This window comes from Thalassolituus maritimus (assembly GCF_900156675.1).
Classification (GTDB): domain Bacteria; phylum Pseudomonadota; class Gammaproteobacteria; order Pseudomonadales; family Oceanobacteraceae; genus Thalassolituus; species Thalassolituus maritimus.
This window is the reverse complement of record NZ_FTOH01000006.1, coordinates 141,023-158,622: the sequence shown is the minus strand read 5'-3', so window position 1 is coordinate 158,622 and position 17,600 is coordinate 141,023. Positions and strand designations below refer to the sequence as shown.

The window sequence follows — 17,600 nt, the reverse complement described above, 5'->3', positions numbered from 1 at the left end:
CTGTTACCCGTGACGTTTAGCGAAGTCAGCCATAAACGCTATCAATGCATCTACGCCTTCTTCTGGCACTGCGTTATAAATGCTGGCACGCATTCCACCAACACTGCGATATCCAGCCAGATTCATAAGACCTGCCTGTTCGCTCTCTTCAAGAAACACCGTATCTAACGCATCATCAGCAAGGGTAAATGGAACGTTCATACGGGAGCGATTGTTCTTCGCAACCGGGTTCGCATAAAAATCATTCGCGTCAATAAAGCTGTACAGCCGATCCGCTTTACGCTTGTTTATCTCGGCCATTCCTTCAACGCCACCCTGCTCCTTGAGCCAGGCGAATACAAGACCGGCAAGGTACCAGCTGTAGGTGGGTGGCGTGTTATACATAGATGCGTTATCAGCAGCCACTTTGTAGTCGAACATCGTCGGAGTACCGGCAACAACATCACCCAACAAATCTTCACGAACGATAACGACACATAAACCAGCAGGGCCAATATTTTTCTGAGCACCGGCATAGATTAATCCGAATTTCGACACGTCGATTTTTTCAGAAAGAATGGACGAGGAATAATCGGCCACCAAAGGCACATCGCCAGTGTCAGGAATGTAGTCAAACTCGACGCCACCAATGGTTTCGTTCGGAGTGTAATGAACATAAGCCGCATCAGGATTCAGTTTCAGCTCCGCCTGAGAGGGCGCAGATGTGAAATTATTACCTTCCGTCGAGGCCACAACATTCACCGTACAGAAGCTTTTCGCTTCCTTGATCGCCTTAGACGACCACTGCCCGGTATTAATGTAGTCAGCGGTGCTTTTACCGCGCAACAGATTCATGGGCACCATAGCGAACTGACTGCTGGCGCCACCCTGCATAAAAAGAACTTTGTAGTTGTCCGGAATAAGCATTAAATCCCGGAGATCCTGCTCAGCTTTCTCGGCCACACCAACAAACTCCTTGCTGCGGTGGCTCATTTCCATGATAGACATGCCTTTGCCGTGCCAGTCCGCCAGCTCAGCACCAGCACGCTCCAGCACTGCTGTAGGCAGCGCAGCCGGTCCTGCACAGAAATTAAAAATACGATTCATAATTTTTCCACACGCTTAAAAATGCAAAGGGTTACGTTCATTACGTCTCAAATGGCGAGCTGAGGCCGCAGCAATCAAAGCGGCCAGCAAACCGAACATTGCGCCACCCACGGCGCCCAATGCCACGACAAGAAGTTTTTTGGGCTTAGCTGGCTTCAAAGGCAAGAGTGCAGGCTGATCCACATCGACCAACTCGACTTCGTTCCAATCAACGACGATACCCTCAAGAGTTGCTATCGAATTCTTAACAACAGAAAGGCCGGATACAAAAATATCTTCAGATGGAGAGTCTGAACGTTTGCGCAGTAATTCAGCTTCCTGACGAAGCGCTTGCTCTCCCATCATGTAAAGCGGGGGTTCGCTACTGACAACCACATCGTTTGTATTATAAAACGGTTTTTTCTGGCCGATGCTCGCAGCAATCTGAGCAGCTTCTTCCAATCGGGCTATCTGGCGCGCTTTCTCTGATTCGTAGACCCTACGGAAGTTATCAACCCAGGTCTGGTATAGCTCAAGTTCAGCATGAACCTTACGCTCGAACTCATTTTTGACGCGCTTCTCATGCAAAATGAGCCCGTAAGCGATGTAGTCATTCAGAACATCTCGCGCTAGCTCGGCATTACTGCCCAACTTAAACTTTACAGTCAGGTAGGTGTCTGTATCGCCCTTCCCCGGATCGCTGAATGAGAACCGCGTAAGAAAATTAGCGAGATTCTGTTCTTCCGTCAGCGCTTGCGAGGAAATCAGTGGCAATAACTCTTCATCAGGCTGACTCAGCAAAAAATTATAGAAAGCCTTACGAGTTGACGCAGAACGAAGTACAGAACGCGCACTGGAAAAAGCAGCCTCAGCATCCAATTCAAAAACAGCCTCATCCGTCAAACTAACAGGCTCATCTTCGACACCATTATTTTGCACGTCTTTAACCGACGCACTAAGGGTAAGTCTATTTCGCAGTGCTGCCTGACTAAAAGGCAGCAACTCCGAAGGAGCTGCTTCAGTAATGGTCGCCTCGGTCTGGTATTCGGGCGTCGCCGTCATCACATAAGCTATTGCAAGTGCAATACCAGCCAGCAGACTACCCACCAGCCAGTACCATTTATCACGAACATCGTCGATAAGATCAAACAGGTCGATCTCGTCATCATGCGACTGCTGACTCATATTTTCAGTCATTCAGCTGTTTCTCCATCAGAATCAACGTCGTTCGCAGAGTCCACTTGCTCTCCGTCAAGAAGGTCAGCTTCGTCTTCATCACAGATGCGCTCAACACCAACAAGCTTCTCCTTCTCAGAGACTTTAATGAGCGTGACACCCTGCGTATTCCGACCCAGAACTGACACTTCGTCGACACGCGTTCTCACTAGCGTGCCGCGATCACTGACAAGCATGACCTCATCACCATTGAAGACCTGAACCGCTCCCACGAGAGCGCCATTGCGTTCGCTGGTCACCATAGCGATAACGCCCTGCGTACCACGCCCTTTCGTTGGAAACTCTTCTACGTTTGTGCGTTTACCAAAGCCGCGCTGCGATGCCGTCAGAATCGTACCGTTTTCCTCAGGGACGATCAGTGAGATAACACGCTGGTCTTCCGCCAGTTTGATACCGCGCACACCGCGAGCGGTCCGGCCCATGGCACGAACATCCGACTCTTTAAAGCGGACTGCTTTACCCGCATCGCTCAACATCAGGATGTCCTGCTGGCCGTCAGTAATAGCCACACCGACCAGCCAGTCGTTTTCGTCCAGCTCACAGGCAATCAGGCCTGATGAGCGTGGTCGACTGAATTGATCCAGCGTGGTTTTCTTAACCGTACCGCGGGCCGTTGCCATAAAGACGTACAGGTCATCACGGTATTCTTCCACCGGCAGAATTGCAGTAATACGCTCGCCTTCAGAAGACAGATTGAGCACATTCACAATAGGGCGACCGCGAGAGTTGCGGCTGGCCTGAGGGATATCATAAACCGTCAACCAATACACTTTACCGGCATCGGTAAAGCAGAGAACGGTATCATGACTGTTAACAACCAAAAGGTGCTCAATGAAGTCTTCGTCTTTCATCGACGTCGCCGACTTACCTTTACCACCGCGCTTCTGTGCCTGATAAGCATCCATTGGCTGAGTCTTGGCGTAGCCGGTGTGGGATAAAGTCAGAACCAGAGTTTCTTCCGGAATCAGGTCGGCCATAGTGAGATCGCGTTTCTGCGCAATGATCTCAGTACGACGTTCATCGCCATACTCTTCACGAATCAACTCAAGTTCTTCGCGAATCACTTCCATCAGGCGCTCAGCACTGCCAAGGATTTCGAGGTATTCTGCAATTTCTTCAAGCTTCTGCTGATACTCAGCAATCAGTTTTTCATGCTCGAGGCCAGTCAGCTTCTGCAGGCGCAGATCAAGAATTGCCTGAGCCTGAACCGGTGAAAGGTGATATTTACCATCACGGAAACCGTACTCTTCTGGCAAGTCATCCGGACGACAGGCATCTTCGCCTGCTCGTTCCAGCATATCCAGCACATCACCTGGCGCCCAAGCCGCCGCAATCAGGCTCTCTTTCGCTTCCGCCGCGGTAGGCGACTTTTTAATCAGCTCAATCACTGGATCAATATTCGCCAGCGCCAGAGCAAGACCTTCGAGAATATGACCACGTTCACGCGCCTTGCGCAGATCATAAATTGTGCGTCTTGTAACAACTTCACGACGGTGCTTAACAAACGCATCAAGCAACTGCTTAAGGTTCAGAGTCTTAGGCTGCCCATCGACGAGGGCGACGGTGTTAATACCGAATACACCCTGCAACTGAGTCTGAGCGAACAGGTTATTCAATACGACTTCTGGCATTTCACCGCGACGCAGTTCAACGACGATACGCATACCGTCTTTATCCGACTCGTCGCGCAGTTCGGTAATGCCTTCGATTTTCTTGTCTTTAACCAGCTCGGCGATCTTCTCGATCAGGCGAGCTTTGTTGACCATGTATGGGATTTCGGTGAAGACGATGGATACTTTGCCGTTTTTCTCGTCCTCTTCGAACTGATGACGAGCACGCAGATAAATGCGTCCACGGCCAGTGCGGTACGCTTCAACAATACCATCGCGACCGTTAATAAATGCGGCTGTTGGAAAATCCGGGCCTGGAATATATTCCATCAGATCATCGACGGTCAGATTCGGGTCATCGATCAAGGCCAGACAGCCATTCAGAACTTCTGTCAGGTTATGAGGCGGGATATTCGTCGCCATACCAACAGCGATACCAGACGAGCCATTCACCAGCAGGTTAGGGATGCGGGTAGGAAGCACTTCTGGGATCTGCTCAGTACCGTCGTAGTTGGGTACCCAGTCAACGGTCTCTTTATCGATATCAGCCAACATTTCATGGCTGATCTTCTCCATCCGGATTTCCGTGTAACGCATCGCCGCAGCAGAGTCGCCATCCACCGAACCGAAGTTACCCTGACCATCGACCAGGGTGTAGCGCATAGAGAAGTCCTGAGCCATCCGAACAATGGTGTCATACACCGCAGAGTCACCGTGCGGGTGGTATTTACCGATCACATCACCAACAACACGCGCAGACTTTTTGTAAGGCTTATTCCAGTCATTGCCGAGAATGTTCATAGCGTGCAACACGCGGCGGTGTACAGGCTTAAGGCCATCCCTGACATCAGGCAGAGCCCGCCCTACAATTACGCTCATCGCATAATCAAGGTACGACTGCTGCAGCTCGTCTTCAATATTAATTGGCAGAACTTCTTTGGCTAAGTCACTCATATAAACTCGGGCCTGTACTCTCTCCCGCCGGCGGCGGATTTCCTTTGAATGGAGTTGCCGCTCACAGAGCGACAAACAAGGGCTGCGATCATACCACAAATCGTGCTGATACCTAATGAGAGCTCCTGAATGGCTCTCTGAGGCGTTTTCGTCTCTGAACGGACGTTCCCTACTGTTCAATTAACAGTCAGCCTTGCGGAACAGTTCGCACCCTGCCCTCTGCATTCGCTATAATCGCGAGCAAAGCGAATGAGGAAGCACCATGCAGGCTGATCTGCGCATTGATGCTCGCTGGGTACTGCCCCTTGGCGAGAGCAGCGAAGTATTGGAAAACCACTCGGTATACGTGACCAACGGCCGGATTGTCGGACTGAAGCCCCAAACTGAGCAAGGCCCCGAAGCAAAAGAGCATATAAATCTGGAAGACCATGTTCTCCTGCCCGGCTATATCAACGCGCACGGACATGCTGCCATGTCTCTTTTCCGCGGCGTGGCCGACGATCTGCCCCTGATGACCTGGCTACAGGATCATATCTGGCCTGCAGAGGCGCAGTGGGTCAGTGGTGACTTTGTTTATCAGGGCACTCAGCTTGCCATCGCGGAGATGCTGCGTTGCGGCACCACGACCTTTGCCGATATGTATTTCTATTCAGGCGACAGCATCGAGGCAGCGATTGATGCGGGCATGAGGACTGTCAGCTATACGCCTGTGCTGGACTTCCCGACGAACTTTGCTCAGAACGCAGACGAGTACATTCGCAAAACTCTGGACGTTCACAGCAAATACCGCCACCAGCCTTTAGCTCATGTAGGCATTGGTCCACACGCTCCCTACACGGTGTCAGACGAACCACTGAAAGAGATAACAACCACCGCCAGCCAGCTTCAGATGCCTGTGCAGATTCACCTTCACGAAACCGCATTTGAAGTGAGCCAAAGTCTTGAAGAACGCGGAATGCGCCCTACCCAGAGACTGGCAGAACTGGGTTTTCTCAACGAAAGTGTCAGCTGTGTTCACATGACTCAGATAAACGACATCGATATCGATATTCTCAAACAGACCGGCGCTAATGTTGTCCACTGCCCGGAATCCAACTTAAAACTAGCCAGCGGTTTTTGTCCGGTAGCCTCACTCCTGAGCGAAGGCGTTAATTTGGGCTTAGGCACAGACGGCGCGGCCAGCAACAACGACCTGAACATTCAGGGGGAAATGAAGTCGGCCGCCATGCTCGCTAAAGCCGTTGCTAACGATGCCGCCGCCGTCCCGGCTATGGCCGCGCTGAGAATGGCAACCTCTGGCAGCGCCAAAGCGCTGGGTATTGATGAACTGACAGGTTCAATAGAAGCTGGAAAGTACGCAGACCTGCAGGCAGTGCGCATGAGCGAACTGACCCAGAGCCCGCTCTACGATCCGGCGTCACAGCTTGTATACACAGACAGCAGCCGCTACACCGAATACGTCTGGGTAGCCGGCAAAGCACTATTGAGCCGGGGTGAACTGACATCCATCGACGCCAGTCAGATTCTCGAAAAAACACGCCAATGGCAAAGCAAGATTCAACCCTGAGACATGCCACCAAAGGGCATATCAGAGCCGGGTCTTAACGCGTAACAGAACAGCGGACATATTATGACTGAACTAAAAAAACTGAATGTAGATCGTGCAGAAGTTGCTAAGTTTGAGGCCCTCGCCTCCCGTTGGTGGGATCGTGAGAGTGAATTCAAACCACTGCACGACATCAACCCGCTGCGTACCAATTACATTGACCGTCACGCCTCTCTCGCGGGTAAAAAGGTACTGGATGTCGGCTGTGGCGGCGGCATCCTCAGTGAAGCCATGGCGCAACGCGGCGCAGATGTAACCGGTATTGATATGGGGGAAGCGCCTCTGAATATCGCTAAGCTGCATGCACTTGAAAGCGGCGTCAGTGTGAAGTATCAACAAATACCGGTTGAGCAACTCGCCGAAGAAATGCCTGCCTCGTTCGACATAGTCACCTGCCTTGAAATGCTTGAGCACGTGCCAGATCCAGCATCGATTATTCAGGCCTGCTACAAACTGGTAAAACCAGGAGGCATGGTATTTTTCTCGACTATTAATCGAAATCCGAAAGCCTACGCAATGGCCATTATTGGCGCTGAGTACATCATGCGCATGCTTCCTGCAGGAACGCACGATTACGATAAATTCATCAAACCCAGCGAACTGACGCGTTGGTGCCGTGCGGCAGATCTCTCGGTGCTTGATATGACAGGCATGATCTATAACCCGCTGACGCAGGAATACAGCCTCAAGGATCAGGACGTGGACGTGAACTATCTCGTTGCGACCCGCCGGGAAGACGCATGACACCCGAAGCTGTTCTGTTTGATCTTGACGGCACCCTGGTCGATACGGCCTTAGATTTCTTCAATGTCGTGAACTCTCTACGTGAGGAAGAAAGCCTGCCCGCGCTCGCTGATTCCACGATCCGCGAGCAGGTAAGCAACGGTGGAGTTGCACTGGCCTGCCTTACCTGGGAGATAGACCGGAGCCACCCGGATATTCAGGACTACCGTCAACGCTTGCTGGATCGCTACGAGAACACCGTAGGCGACAAAGCTCAGCTGTTTAAAGGGTTCTCTGAGCTACTCAATAAACTGGAACAAGGTTCTGTTCCTTGGGGTATCGTCACGAATAAACCACGGCTCTACACCGACCTGCTTCTGGAGAGGATGCCACTGGCGTGTAAGTTCGTCGTGTGCCCTGAAGATGTTCAAAGAACCAAGCCAGCCCCGGACAGCTTGTTGCTGTGTGCATCTATGATGGAGGTTCAGCCATCTTCCTGCTGGTATGTTGGCGATCATATCCGCGATATCGAAGCCGCCAGAGCAGCGGGCATGACAAGCATCGCCGCTCTATTTGGCTATATAGAAGAATCAGAAGATCCTCAAGCATGGCAAGCCGACCATTACGTCAACGATCCATATGAAATTACGGCCCTTCTGAGCGGCAAAGCCTGACCGGCAGTTGCCACTCTTGCCGCCCAGAACCCTTACGAGTTATCAAAGAATCAAACGGAAATCAGAAAATGACCGCAGATAAAGAGCAAACATTAAAGAATCGCGTCATATTAGTGACAGGCGGTGGTTACGGTATCGGCCGCGAAGCCGCCCTGACATACGCCAGAGCTGGCGCGACGGTTCTGCTGCTCGGTCGTACGGAAGAGGCTCTGAATGACACCTACGACCTGATAGAAGCCGAAGGCCTGCCTCAGGCTGCCGTACTGCCTTTTGACCTTGCATCAGAGGACGAAAGCCTCTTTGTCGAGCTGGCTCAGCTTATCGGCTCGCACTTCGGGCATCTCGACGGCGCGTTACTCAATGCATCGGTTCTCGGGCAACGCACCATGCTCGACAATTATCATTGGGACACCTGGCAGAAAGTAATGAAAATCAACGTCAACGGCCAGTTCCTACTGACTAAGCACCTGATTCCTCTTCTCCGCGAAGCCCCCGCAGACGCATCGCTGATCTACACCACCAGCAGCGTAGGGCGTGAAGGCAGAGCCTATTGGGGTGCGTATTCTGTCTCCAAGTTTGCAACAGAAGGCCTGATGCAGGTCGCTGCACAAGAACTTGAGAATACCAGTGATATTCGCGTCAACTGCATCAACCCGGGCGCCACACGCACCGGCATGCGGGCGGCAGCGTATCCTGCAGAGAACCCTGCGACGGTCAAACCAGCCTCAGAAATCATGGATCTCTACCTGCATCTGATGAGCCCAGCCTCAATAGGAACGCACGGGCAGAGCCTGGATGCTCAGCAAAAATAAACGACATCCTTCCGGGCGGCATACTTAGTCATCAATTTGGCTCAGTTTTGCCGCTTTTTTCGTCAATGAACTGGCGTTAAATTTCACTCCACTTCCAAAAATCTTATAACCTATTGTTTTAAAACAACTTTTAAGATTTTAAAACTATGGCACAGAAATCGCTTATTCCCTCACATTGATATCACCAATGTATGAGGTAGCTCATGGTCAGCCCAATGAATGGCAGAGCGGAACTGCGAGACGACAAGGTCATTACACCTTTCGGGGATCTGGCACCCCGACCGGATATCCGCCCTGAGGTGCTGTTACGCCTGTCTGGCAAGTTGCAGACCACGCTCGAATTAGGTCAGTTACTCGAGATCTTTCTCGAAGAAATTCAGCAAGCGGTTCTGGTCGACGGCCTGACGTTTCATCATGAGCCCACCAATACGACAATAGCGGTTGGGCGCAACAGCCTGCACACCGCGAACTACCGACTTCAGACACAACAGGATTACATGGGTGATATGACGTTCCATCGCTCTACTCGCTTCCGCGAACATGAACTCGCTAATATAGAAGGCTTAATGACGACACTGGTCTATCCGTTGCGCAATGCGCTTCGATACCATGAAGCATTAGCTGCTGCCTTCCGCGACCCTCTCACTGGTGCCGGCAACCGGGTAGCGCTCGATAAAACATTGAGTCGCGAAGTCGAACTCTCCAAACGTCACGACCAACCTCTCTCGGTGCTGATGCTCGACCTTGATCACTTCAAGCAAGTGAACGACGAGTTTGGCCACAGCATGGGTGATAAAGTACTGAAAGAAGCCGTTAAAGCCATGACCGGCTGCATTCGCCAGACCGACATGTGTTTTCGCTACGGCGGTGAAGAGTTTCTGATCATGCTCAGCAATGCAGATCAGTCGGGCGCTTTACGCATTGCCGAACGCGTTCGCATGGGCATTGGCCAGCTGTCCTTTGCAGGTAAAAAAGACAAGTTGCAGGTCACCGCCAGTATTGGTTGTGCAACACTGCAGCCAAGCGATGATACCGAAGAGCTCGTATCTCGGGCCGATACAGCGCTGTATGTTGCCAAGGACAGCGGTCGCAACCGGGTTATCAGTGATCTTGATATCGAGTACACCCGACAGGGCGATGTCAGTGAGGAGCCTAGCCCAGAGCCAAACCAGGAGGCTAATGGGCACTGAATAAGCCGATTAAAAAAGCCGTGCATTGCACGGCTTTTTTCTGGTTGGCGCGAACCTGAGGCTCGATTAGCGCTTTCTGCGACTCGCAGTCTGGCGAACTTTCTGGCGACGCATCTGGCGTAGATACTGCTCTTTTTCTTTGCCAACAAACTTCTTCACTGTACGACGACGCAGATCCACCAGATCATACAGATCGTTCACTTCTTTTTGCCCAAGCTCGACCCAGGTACCGACCGGGACATTCGCTGGCATAAAGATACAACCATAACGAACACGCTTCAGGCGGCTGACCGTAATTTCCTGGCTTTCCCAGAGTCGACGCACTTCCCGGTTACGGCCTTCCATAAGAACAACGTGATACCACTTATTCTGACCTTCGCCATCAAAATAACGAACGTCGGTAAAGCTGGCCATGCCGTCTTCGAGCAACACGCCCTCTTTCAGGCGATTGATCATATCCTGATCAACGTCACCACGTACTCGTACGGCGTATTCGCGGTCGACACCACTCGAAGGGTGCATCAGCTTATTCGCAAGCTCTCCGTCGGTAGTAAAAAGCAACAGACCGCTGGTATTGATGTCCAGGCGGCCGACATTGATCCAGCGCTCATTCTTTGTTTTCGGCAGATGATCAAAAACGGTCGGTCGACCTTCAGGGTCATCACGGGTACAGACTTCACCAACGGGTTTGTTGTAGGCGATCACACGGGTATTAACCCCTGCTTCTTCAACAGATACCGCACGGCCATCAACGCGGATATCATCGTTGCGCCCCGCTCGGTCTCCGAGCTTAGCCCGCTCACCATTCACCGTTACACGACCGTCTGCTATCCAGCGTTCAGCTTCACGACGGGAGGCGACACCTGTCAGCGACAGTAATTTCTGAATACGCTCATTCATTGTCAGATTCTTTTTCCTGAGCAGTGACATCATCATGTTCGTCACTGCGTTGTGTTTCGTCATTCTCTTCCGTGGTCTCCTCCGCGGAAGAATGCTGTTCTTCGAGTCGCTGCAAGATCTGCCCAAGATCGCGGACCTTGCGCGGCTCTCCTTTACCGGGTTTGCCTTCTACCGGTTCGAATACGTTATCTTCTACTTTATCAACCAGTGCCGAGGCCGCCGCCAGGTCATCCTCAGTCTGACTGAGTACTTCGGCGCCGCGTTCTTCTCGTTCTTCATCACTGGTAAAGTCATACCGGTCAGGCGTTGGCCGGCGTGCTTCGGCATCATCGCCCAGCTCAAGCCGACGACTGGTGTCTTCCAGTTCGCGAATCTCCATTAAAGATGGCAGATCCTCCAGCGACTGAAGGCCAAAATAGTCTAAAAACTCTTTCGTAGTGGCATACATGGCCGGGCGACCAGGCACATCACGATGCCCGACAACACGAACCCAGTCCCGCTCCAGCAGTGTGCGGATCGTAGAACTGCTGACCACGACACCACGGACATCTTCAATGTCCCCACGAGTAACCGGCTGACGGTACGCGATCAGGGCCAGTGTCTCAAGCAAAGCCCGTGAATAACGCTGCGGTTTCTCTTCCCAGAGACGGGCAACAAACGGTGCTGTCTCTGTACGGACCTGCAAACGGAAGCCAGAAGCGACCTCTGACACCTCTATTCCACGTCCGAGAAGGTCTTTGCGCAGTTCAACTATCGCATCAAGAAGCTCAGAGGATGTCGGCTCCATACCTTCCGCAAACAGGGTTTTCATCCGCTCAACAGACAATGGCGCGCCTGCGGCCATCATGGCTGCTTCCAGTATATTCTTAAGCGGTGGCGTGCTCATCCGTACCCCTCAATTTCACATGTATCACGCCGAGCACCTCATGCTGAACAAGGTCGAGTAAGCGCTCTTTGATCAGCTCTAGTATTGCCAAAAAACTGACCACAACGCCCAGCTTACCCTCCTCCGGCGCAAACAGCTGACTGAAAGGAACAAAATGCCCGCCTTTCAGTTTTTCGAGAATATCAGCCATTCGCTCACGGGTTGAGAGCTGCTCGCGCTCAATCTCATGATGTTCAAAGCGCTCTGCCCGACGCATAACCGCTGCCATAGCGAGCATGATTTCGCGCATATCGACCTCAGGGTGAATACGCTCCTGAATTCTGTCCGGAGCATCAACATCAGCGACAAAGATATCTCGCTCAAGCCGGGGAAGCTCATCAATCTGCTCCGCTGCAGTACGGAAACGCTCATACTCCTGCAGGCGGCGAATCAGTTCAGCTCTCGGGTCTTCTTCTTCGCCATCCTCTCCCTCGGCTTTTTGCCTCGGCAGTAACATCCGGCTCTTAATTTCGGCCAGCATGGCCGCCATTACCATGTATTCGGCGGCAAGTTCGAGCTGCAGGGCCTGCATCATACTGATGTATTGCATGTACTGCTCAACAATATCCGCGACATGCACTTCAAGGATATCGAGATTCTGTTTACGGATCAGATAGAGCAGCAGATCCAGCGGCCCTTCAAACTGTTCAAGGATAATTTCCAGAGCGTCTGGCGGAATATACAGATCGAGTGGCAGTTGCGTCATTGGCTGCCCCTGCACGAGTGCAAACGGCATTTCGCTCTGACGGGCTTTACTGGTTTTCTCTGATCCGTTTTCTTCCATAGTGATCTCAGCGATAGGCTAAGCCCATCGCATCACGTACTTCTTCTAACGTTGCCCGGGCAGCATCCCGAGCACGCTCTGTACCTTCAGCGATGATGCTGTGCACCAGGTCAATGTTCTCTTCGAAGTCCCGGCCCCGTTGTCTGATCGGTGCTTGCTGAGCAATGATCTTGTCAGCAACGCATTGTTTACATTCAATACAACCCCAGCCAGCACTGCTGCACTTATCGTGCACTTCGATGAGTTCAGCCCCTTCGGTGTAAACCTGATGGAACTGCCATACAGCACAGGCCTCTGGCGTACCAGGGTCCGCAAGCCGCACCCGGTTGGGGTCTGTCGGCATATTACGGAGTGCCTTCTCAACCGTTTCCGGCTCCGCTCTCAGCGGAATAATATTATCGTGGGTGTTGGACATCTTACGTCCGTCTAGCCCCGGCATTTTCGCCGCCTGCTCTGCCAGCACATGCTGAGGTTCCGGAAGGATGGCTACACTGTCCCCTTCAAGATACCCGAGCAGTCGCTCTTTATCTGACAGCGTCAGCTTATTCTGCTCGCGAATCAGCGCCTGAGCCGTTGCCAAAGCTTCTGTATCGCCGTGACGTGTGTGTGCAAGACGCAGCTCGGTATAAAGCTTTCCGGTCTTCTTGCCCAGCTTCCTGATTGCCGCTTCTGCATTGGCAGCAAAATCTTCTTCTGAACCGTACAGATGATTAAACCGACGGGCGATTTCGCGGGCCAGTTCGACATGTGGCGTCTGATCCGCCCCCACCGGCACCAGACCAGCCCGGTACGCAAGCACATCTGCACTTTGCAGTAATGGATAACCCAGAACGCCGTAACTGGCCTTATCCTGCTCCCGGTTAGATTCAATGAACTCTTTATAGGCTGGCGCCCTTTCTAACCAGGCGAGAGGCGTGATCATAGACAGAAGAAGGTGCAACTCCGCCTGCTCCGGCACACGACTCTGAATAAACATATGGCTGGCACCAGGATTCACGCCGGCGGCTAACCAATCAACCACCATTTCCCAGGTGCTTGAAGCGATGTCTTCCGGGGAGGCGTAACCGGTCGTCAGGGCGTGCCAGTCGGCAACAAAGAAAAAGCAATCGTACTCGTGTTGCAACTTAACCCAGTTTTTCAGAACACCATGATAGTGCCCCAGATGTACCGGGCCAGTCGGGCGCATTCCGGAAACCACCCGCCTCTGCGGATCCACTGTACTCAAGCCTGCTTCCTCTCTTTGCTTCTTATGTATTCGTTTTTACGCTGACTCGGCAGCGATGTCACGCTCTGGTAACCACCGCTACCGCTCAAAATTACTTGAGACCGGAAATACCGATGGCTTCACGTACCTGCGCCAGCATAGGCTTGCTGACGGCACGCGCTTTCTCAGCTCCCTTTTGAAGCTCAGCCTCAATGTCGGCTGGACGCGCAAGAAGGTCTTCATAGCGCTCGCGGGCCTCGGCGATTTCTTCATTGATCAGTGCAAAGAGTTTCTTCTTGGCATCGCCCCAACCAATACCTTCCTCGAAAGCACGACGCATTTCAGCGGTCTGCTCCTGAGTCGCAAACGCTTTCCAGATCTGGAACACGGCTGATGTATCCGGATCTTTTGGCTCACCCGGCTCAAGCAGGTTGGTTTTAATCTTATTGATATGCTTCTGCAGCTTCTTTTCTGGCAAAAACAGAGGAATGGTATTGCCGTAACTTTTACTCATTTTACGACCATCCAACCCCTGCAGAATGGCACTGTCTTCGTCCACCTGATAATCCGGCAAAGTGAGCAATGGCTCTTTCTTGCAGTAGATATGGTTGAAGCGCTGCGCCATATCACGGGCCATTTCAACGTGCTGAATCTGATCCTTACCGACAGGTACCTTGTTTGAACCGAACATCAGGATGTCCGCCGCCATCAGAACAGGGTAACTGAACAGCCCCATGGTAATGGCTTTATCCGCGTCCTCACCTTCTTCAACATTGGCATCAACAGCAGCTTTATAAGCGTGAGCACGGTTCATAAGCCCTTTCGCGCACACGCAGTTAAGCACCCAGGTCAGTTCCGGAATCTCAGGGATGTCAGACTGGCGATAGAATACGGCGTTATCTGTGTCCAGTCCGAGAGCCAGCCAGGTGGCGGCAATTTCTTTAGTCGACTGATGGACAGCTGCAGGGTCCTGGCACTTGATCAGCGCATGGAAGTCAGCAAGGAAGTAGAAGGACTCGTTATTGGTATCGCGGCTGGCTTCAATCGCCGGACGAATAGCACCGACATAATTACCCAGGTGGGGAGTCCCGGTGGTCGTGATACCGGTTAAAACACGCTGTTTGCTCATTGGAAGAACCCGTTACATCCGTTCAATCGTAAAGGGCGCAATGATAGCGGTTTTAACCGGTGAGTCACAGGGCCGGTAACCTGCGGATTACTTACTTAATTTACTCGGCAAAGGCGCTGGCATCGCCCACGCCCTGACGTGCGATCTCAGGAACGTCTCCGGTCATATCGACGACGGTCGTCGCTTCAAAACCGCAGAAACCACCATCAATGACCACATCCAGCTGATGCTCCAGCGTGGCGCGGATGTCATACGGGTCAGAAAGAGGTAGCTCATCTCCGGGCATGATCAGCGAACTCGTCATCAGAGGTTCGCCGATTTCTTCAAGCAGCGCCATCGCAATCGCGTTATCCGGAACACGGATACCTATCGTCCGCTTTTTAGGATGCATCAACAGGCGAGGTACATCACGGGTTGCCGGGAGGATAAAGGTAAATGCCCCTGGCGTATGCGATTTGAGCAACCGGTATTCGGTATTATCAACCTTTGCAAAAGTCGACAACTCAGAGAGATCACGACACAACAGAGTGAAGTTATGCTTAGATCCTAACTGGCGCAGCCTTGTAACACGCTCAGTCGCGGCTTTATCGCCCAGGCGACAGGCCAGCGCATAGGCGCAGTCTGTCGGAATAACTGCCAGCCCGCCCTCACGGATTATGTCCGCCGCCTGCTTAACAAGACGTGCCTGAGGATTTTCTGGGTGGATCTGAAAAAACTGGCTCAAAATAAATCCTTCAATAGTTCAATTAGATGGCTCTTTGCTTATTGCCACAAAGACCATACTGGCGTGACATCTTTAGGGAACGCTGGCATAACGCCCAGATCAAGCCCAAAACGGTTCGGCCCATGGAAATCACTACCACATGAGCCCATCAGACCCATATCTTTTGCCAGGGTCGTCATCTGACCGCGTTGATTGTTGTCCATCTGCCCGTAAGCGACTTCAACGGCGGAGCCCCCTGCCTCAATGAAGTCAGACATGCAGGCACGAAGCTTGGTTCGCGTCATTTTATACAGATGCGCGTGCGCCATAACAGCCACACCGCCAGCATCAACGATCCATCGCACCACCTGCTCAAGTTCAGGCCAGCTGGTTTTCACGTCACCGACTTTTCCCGAGCCCAGATATTTCGTGAAAGCGGCCTGCATCGAAGGCACCCAACCCTGATCGACCAGGTAGCGGGCAAAATGCGGACGTCCCACAATATCACTGCCCGCATACTCCCGCACTGAGTCCATACAGATATCCTGCTTCAGTTTTTTGCCGACTCGCTGAGCAATTAACTCACAGCGCTCATTGCGCGCCTTCAACTGAAACGCCTCGGCTTCCTTCATTGCTGCAGAATCTACGTCCATGTTCAGGCCCACGATATGTATCGTCGCACCGCCCCACACGCAGGATAGCTCGATCCCCGGTATCAGACGCAGATTCTTTTTTTCGGCCATATCACGTCCCTGACGGAACCCTTCGAGGGTGTCATGGTCTGTGATGGCCAACGTTTTAATGCCACGTTCTGACGCCCGCTCCACCAGCTCGGCTGGGCTCAGGCTGCCATCGGAAGCAGTAGTATGGCAGTGAAGGTCTATCACGGAGTTCACGATTGGACGCTCTGGGTGGCTTACGACATAATGCAGACCATTGTAAATGCACAGCCGCCACATAGCGAATAAGCGATTTTGAGCCATATTTTCTCTTGTGAGCGAGAAAACCTGTCCAAACCTTCCGAACAACAGAATAAGTGATACAACGAGGAAACCGTAACATGTGGTACGCCATTATCAGTCGGGACATAGAAAACAGCTTGCCACTGCGGAAAGAAGCCCGCCCCGCCCACCTTGAACGACTTGAAGCGTTGAAAAACGAAGGTCGACTCCTGATCGCAGGCCCACACCCTGCCATTGATAGTGAAGACCCGGGTGAAGCAGGCTTCACCGGCAGCCTCGTCGTCGCTGAGTTTGAATCACTTGATGCAGCACAGGCATGGGCAGATGCCGACCCATACGTTGCAGCGGGCGTGTACGCACACGTCGTCGTCAAACCGTTCAAAAAAGTATTACCTTAAACAGTACCCACTGAAGCCAAGAAGACCAACAAGATCAGTGACGGAGGACTCAATGAAGTACATGATCAGCCTGCTACTCGGACTCATGCTTGCCAGCCAGGCAGCACAAGCTGTCGAAAAGCGTTATGTAACCGACAAACTGTATATCCAGCTACGCTCTGGCCCATCTAATGAGTATCGGATTCTGAAAGTCGTTCAGAGTGGCGAGCACCTTATCTACCTTGGCGAAGAAGGTGACTTCACGCACGTGAAAACAACGAAAGGCGTGGAAGGTTACGTACGTACTCAATACCTGGTTAACGAACCCGTGGCCAAAGAAAATCTGATTCTGGCAAATCGTGAACTCGATAATATCAAAGCTGAACTCACAACCGCCCGGAACCAGGTAGAAGAACTGACGCAAGAACTCGAAACGGCCAAGTCTGAACGCGCCGATGCCAGTCGCTCCAGCACAGAGTTAGAGCGCGAACTCGAACGTATCCGTACTATTTCAGAGAATGCCGTCGCGCTTGACGAAAAAGCACGAAAGCTGACCCGAAAAACACAGGAACTGGAACTTCAGGTAAGTACACTGTCAGCGGAAAATCAGGAACTTCGTGGCGACAGAAGTCTCTCTTATCTGATCTACGGCGGCGGCCTGGTTGTCGTAGGTATTATCGGTGGCCTTATTCTACCGGGTCTCCGCGGTCGTCGTAGTAACAGCGGCTGGGCATAAAGCAGATACA

17 protein-coding genes are annotated in these 17,600 nt (G+C 52.2%); 7 read left to right on the top strand and 10 right to left on the bottom strand.

The features are described from left to right. Window positions 1-3: 3 nt before the first annotated feature. The 3 genes from serC to gyrA are packed head-to-tail and all read right to left on the bottom strand — an operon-like array spanning window position 4 to window position 4,865. A complete protein-coding gene (gene serC / locus BW941_RS10915) occupies window positions 4-1,086 on the bottom strand; it encodes a 3-phosphoserine/phosphohydroxythreonine transaminase (RefSeq protein ID WP_076516028.1) in 1,083 nt (360 codons plus the stop codon). A gap of 15 nt (window positions 1,087-1,101) precedes the next feature. Then, window positions 1,102-2,262, bottom strand: coding sequence for a Wzz/FepE/Etk N-terminal domain-containing protein (locus BW941_RS10910; protein WP_076516026.1), 1,161 nt, complete (start codon window positions 2,260-2,262; stop codon window positions 1,102-1,104). Then, window positions 2,259-4,865, bottom strand: a complete 2,607-nt coding sequence (gene gyrA / locus BW941_RS10905; RefSeq protein WP_076516024.1) for a DNA gyrase subunit A — start codon at window positions 4,863-4,865, stop codon at window positions 2,259-2,261. Before gyrA ends, BW941_RS10910 begins: the two co-directional genes overlap by 4 nt. A 262-nt stretch (window positions 4,866-5,127) precedes the next feature. Between gyrA and BW941_RS10900 the strand changes: the two genes are divergently transcribed. The 5 genes from BW941_RS10900 (at window position 5,128) to BW941_RS10880 (ending at window position 9,870) form a co-directional block, all read left to right on the top strand. Beyond that, on the top strand, window positions 5,128-6,432 hold the full coding sequence (locus BW941_RS10900) for a TRZ/ATZ family hydrolase (protein WP_076516022.1): 1,305 nt from the start codon (window positions 5,128-5,130) through the stop codon (window positions 6,430-6,432). 63 nt (window positions 6,433-6,495) lie between these two features. After that, complete coding sequence (ubiG, locus tag BW941_RS10895) at window positions 6,496-7,215, top strand: bifunctional 2-polyprenyl-6-hydroxyphenol methylase/3-demethylubiquinol 3-O-methyltransferase UbiG (protein ID WP_076516020.1); 720 nt, start codon at window positions 6,496-6,498, stop codon at window positions 7,213-7,215. After that, window positions 7,212-7,868: an HAD family hydrolase gene (locus tag BW941_RS10890; protein ID WP_076516018.1), complete on the top strand. Its 657-nt coding sequence runs from the start codon at window positions 7,212-7,214 to the stop codon at window positions 7,866-7,868. Before ubiG ends, BW941_RS10890 begins: the two co-directional genes overlap by 4 nt. Window positions 7,869-7,936: 68 nt before the next feature. Further along, window positions 7,937-8,680: a YciK family oxidoreductase gene (locus tag BW941_RS10885; RefSeq protein ID WP_076516016.1), complete on the top strand. Its 744-nt coding sequence runs from the start codon at window positions 7,937-7,939 to the stop codon at window positions 8,678-8,680. 215 nt (window positions 8,681-8,895) lie between these two features. Continuing rightward, window positions 8,896-9,870 carry a GGDEF domain-containing protein gene (locus tag BW941_RS10880; protein WP_245820089.1) on the top strand — a complete coding sequence of 325 codons (975 nt, stop codon included), beginning with the start codon at window positions 8,896-8,898 and terminating at the stop codon, window positions 9,868-9,870. 66 nt (window positions 9,871-9,936) lie between these two features. Here BW941_RS10880 and rluB read toward each other — a convergent pair whose 3' ends face one another. The 7 genes from rluB to BW941_RS10845 form a co-directional block, all read right to left on the bottom strand. Then, window positions 9,937-10,770, bottom strand: a complete 834-nt coding sequence (rluB, locus tag BW941_RS10875) for a 23S rRNA pseudouridine(2605) synthase RluB (protein ID WP_068439579.1) — start codon at window positions 10,768-10,770, stop codon at window positions 9,937-9,939. Further along, on the bottom strand, window positions 10,763-11,656 hold the full coding sequence (gene scpB / locus BW941_RS10870; RefSeq protein WP_076516014.1) for an SMC-Scp complex subunit ScpB: 894 nt from the start codon (window positions 11,654-11,656) through the stop codon (window positions 10,763-10,765). The genes rluB and scpB overlap by 8 nt, the downstream gene beginning before the upstream one ends. Further along, a complete protein-coding gene (locus BW941_RS10865; protein ID WP_076516012.1) occupies window positions 11,637-12,479 on the bottom strand; it encodes a segregation and condensation protein A in 843 nt (280 codons plus the stop codon). The genes scpB and BW941_RS10865 overlap by 20 nt, the downstream gene beginning before the upstream one ends. 7 nt (window positions 12,480-12,486) lie before the next feature. Then, complete coding sequence (locus BW941_RS10860) at window positions 12,487-13,704, bottom strand: tryptophan--tRNA ligase (RefSeq protein ID WP_076516010.1); 1,218 nt, start codon at window positions 13,702-13,704, stop codon at window positions 12,487-12,489. A 91-nt stretch (window positions 13,705-13,795) separates the two neighbouring features. Then, window positions 13,796-14,812, bottom strand: a complete 1,017-nt coding sequence (locus BW941_RS10855; RefSeq protein ID WP_068439571.1) for a tryptophan--tRNA ligase — start codon at window positions 14,810-14,812, stop codon at window positions 13,796-13,798. A gap of 100 nt (window positions 14,813-14,912) precedes the next feature. After that, on the bottom strand, window positions 14,913-15,536 hold the full coding sequence (locus tag BW941_RS10850) for an L-threonylcarbamoyladenylate synthase (RefSeq protein WP_068439569.1): 624 nt from the start codon (window positions 15,534-15,536) through the stop codon (window positions 14,913-14,915). Window positions 15,537-15,574: 38 nt separating this feature from the next. Continuing rightward, window positions 15,575-16,498, bottom strand: a complete 924-nt coding sequence (locus BW941_RS10845) for a PHP domain-containing protein (protein WP_139325823.1) — start codon at window positions 16,496-16,498, stop codon at window positions 15,575-15,577. A 77-nt stretch (window positions 16,499-16,575) separates the two neighbouring features. Between BW941_RS10845 and BW941_RS10840 the strand changes: the two genes are divergently transcribed. Continuing rightward, entirely contained in the window at window positions 16,576-16,875 is a 300-nt protein-coding gene (locus tag BW941_RS10840; protein ID WP_076516008.1) for a YciI family protein, read from the top strand. 52 nt (window positions 16,876-16,927) lie between these two features. Next, window positions 16,928-17,590: a TIGR04211 family SH3 domain-containing protein gene (locus BW941_RS10835; protein WP_068436203.1), complete on the top strand. Its 663-nt coding sequence runs from the start codon at window positions 16,928-16,930 to the stop codon at window positions 17,588-17,590. Window positions 17,591-17,600 lie beyond the last annotated feature (10 nt).